Below are 1,668 nucleotides of genomic sequence, written 5' to 3' on the forward strand. Positions count from 1 at the left end.
GTGAACAACTGCCTGCGGACGCTGGCAGCTTCTGGCTCAGCGAGACGCTGTGATCAACTGATCAAACTGTTTGAGCAATACCTGCAACTGCCGATCCTTGCCCTGGACATTGCGTCCGGCAAAAACCATTTCAGCCATTTCCTGAATGCCCGAAGCATTGGGTAGCGGCAAATCCTGCTCAAGGATCATCTTCATGCGCGGCAGGAAGATCCACTGCAGCCATTGCTCGAAATCCAGTGTATCGACCGAAAACGGCTCGACACTGGCAAGCGCTTCAGCAGAGGGCGAGACTTCATCCCACCACCCTTGCACCCGCAACTCGCGCTCGATCAACAACAGTTGATCGGCGATTTTCAGAAAGCGCGCGTCCATCACAGCGTTACCTTGGCCTTTTGACGAGCCAGTGCCGCGCCCTGGGAATCACTCTGCTTTTCACGCGCCTGGGCAATCAGCTCCCACAAGTTGGCCTGAAGCTCTGGCCGACCATTGGCAAAGGTCAGCCCACGGCGAGCGAACTGCTCGGCCTGGGCCGCATCGCCTTGAGCCATGCGCACCTGCGCCAGACGGTAAAGCACCTGCGGCTCACGCGGTGCAACGCGTTGGGCGCGTTCGAGACTGGAGGAAGCACCGTTGAGATCACCGCTCGTCTGTTGCTGTTGAGCGGTGGTCAGCAAGGCCAACACCGGACCGTCCAGTTGCTCGTCAGCAGAAAGTCCGCCCGCACTGGCCGACGGAATCCCGCTTGGCGACGACGGCATGCTGTAGCTGCCCTGATTGATCGGCGCCGACTGGACCGGCGGCGTGTCAATCGGCCCTGGCGTGATCGGACCCGGGGTAATCGGTGTCGTGCTGATCGGCGTCGAAGTCGTTGCAGCGCCTGGCACCATCACCACTACACCGCTGTCGCCTTGCGCAATCGCCTGGGTCCGCGACTGGCCTTGTGCAGGGCGCTTGACAGTCGTCTGGCGGAAGCCGCCATTGGCCGAGATCCGCTCACTGTTGGACACGACRGTGCCGGAATCCACAACCGGAATCGAGCCACGTTGTACGCTAGAACAACCGCTGAGCAAAGCTACGGCGGCAACCGCTGGAATCAACCACTTGTTCACTTGAAACCCTCTTTGCTTAATTCATCCAGCCCTTGACCCAATCCATTACCGACTCGGCAGGGTTTTCACCACCGCAAGCGGCGCCGGGAGGCGGTTCGCTGCCGCGAATATACGGCATCTGTACGGCACCTGGGCAACCGGCGTCAGAACCTTGCCCGGTTCGCGAATCAACCCAGGCCTGAACAATATTATCCGGCTGCGGCATATCCAGCGGCAACGGGTCGGCCTTGCGCATGAAGCTGGTCCAGACCTGCAGAGCCCCGGTGGCGCCGGTGAATGGCGTCTTGCCGTTGTCGTCGCGACCCAGCCAGACCACCGCCAGCAAGTCCTGGCTGAAACCGGCAAACCAACTGTCCCGCGAGTCGTTACTGGTACCGGTCTTACCCGCCAGGGTCAGGGTCCTTGGCAGCACGTTATAGACCGAACTGCCGGTACCTTCACGCATCACCCGCTGCATGGCGCTCTGGATCAGGTAAATGGAAGCAGGATCGAAACGCTGCTGAATCTGGAACGGATAACGCTTGAGCGGCTCGCCCTCGGCAGTCAGCACGCTTCGGAT

Annotated in this window: 2 protein-coding genes and 1 pseudogene; all 3 read right to left on the minus strand. The window is 60.5% G+C overall.

Annotation, left to right across the window (positions count from 1 at the left end; translation table 11 throughout):
- Positions 1 to 36: 36 nt before the first annotated feature.
- A complete protein-coding gene (locus AC1DVH_RS30730; RefSeq protein WP_223454881.1) occupies positions 37 to 372 on the minus strand; it encodes a YqcC family protein in 336 nt (111 codons plus the stop codon).
- Positions 372 to 1,109, minus strand: coding sequence for a tetratricopeptide repeat protein (locus AC1DVH_RS30735; protein ID WP_477756962.1), 738 nt, complete (start codon positions 1,107 to 1,109; stop codon positions 372 to 374). Before AC1DVH_RS30735 ends, AC1DVH_RS30730 begins: the two co-directional genes overlap by 1 nt.
- A gap of 16 nt (positions 1,110 to 1,125) precedes the next feature.
- A pseudogene (locus AC1DVH_RS30740) lies at positions 1,126 to 1,668 on the minus strand (penicillin-binding protein 1B); the annotation flags it as partial.

It is taken from the genome of Pseudomonas sp. P4_C3, from assembly GCF_056402075.1.